The sequence below is a fragment of the bacterium genome (genome assembly GCA_009926305.1).
Lineage (GTDB): Bacteria > Bdellovibrionota_C > UBA2361 > UBA2361 > RFPC01 > RFPC01.
In genome coordinates this window covers 1-1,081 of sequence record RFPC01000268.1, presented here as the reverse complement: position 1 = coordinate 1,081, position 1,081 = coordinate 1, and the positions used below count along the sequence as shown (strand labels likewise).

General features: G+C 46.5%; 1 protein-coding gene. It reads left to right on the top strand.

All coding sequences use genetic code 11. From position 1 onward, the window contains the following. Positions 1 to 22: 22 nt before the first annotated feature. Positions 23 to 1,081: serine protein kinase (locus EBR25_14440; GenBank protein ID NBW42168.1), on the top strand; the 1,059-nt coding region annotated here is incomplete at its 3' end.

Here is a 1,081-nt window from a genome sequence, read left to right as displayed (position 1 = left end):
AGGGGAAATTGAATTCTCGCCGATGAATGTTGATCCTTTGAGCGTCATCCCTCAGTCGATCCGCGCCAGTTTCTTGAGTGTCTTTAATGATGGAAAAGCGGATAGTGATAGTAAAGTGCAAATCAACGGAGGTCTCGATCCCGCGAGCAGATTTAGAATTCAAGAGCTCCTGCGCACATACGATGGAGACGTGGATAAGGTGCTCGACCACGTAGTTGTGAAGCGAGTAATAGTGTCGGAGGAAGATCGTACAGGTATTACTACGTTTCAACCTAAGGATCCGAAAGGACAAGACACAGCCGAGCTTACAGGGGATATTAACTACCGCAAATTAGCAGAGTTTGGCGTTGATTCTGATCCACGAGCGTTTAGTTTTGATGGTGAATTGTGTAGGGCAAACCGTGGAATCGCCGAGTTTATCGAGGTGTTAAAACTTGAACGAGAGTTTCTCTACGAGCTATTAACCGCAACACAAGAGAGGATGATTAAGCCTAAAAAATTCTCTCAAACTGAGATCGATACCGTGTTGCTCGGTCACACAAACGAAGCAGAGTATGAGAAGCTTCAAACAGATAGGTTTCAAGAGGCGCTAAGAGATCGATCTCTTAAGATAGATATTCCGTATGTCTTGACTCTCAAAGATGAGCGTAGGATCTATGAAAAGGATTTTACAGCAGAGCGTACTGGTCGACACATTGCACCGCATACTATGGAGGTGGCAGCGATGTTTGCTGTATGTTCGAGACTCGATGAGCCTAAAAAAGGTGGGCTGAGCGCACTTCAAAAGATGAGGCTCTACAATGGAGAAGCTGTTGCAGGGTACACTGAGCAGAGCGTTCGAGAGCTTCAAGAAGCCGCTCCACGTGAGGGGCATCACGGGATATCTCCTCGATTTATTCAAGACACTGTGGCAGCGTGTCTTGTGAGTGATACCGAGGAATCAAAGCGGTTTTTAAGTCCGTTTATGTTGCTCAGTATGCTTCGAGAGCGGTTGCCTGAAAATCCACACGTTAACTCTGAGGATGAGCGAGGACGGTTGTATGCCATCCTTGATCAGGTAGAGCAGGAGTATCAGGAGATT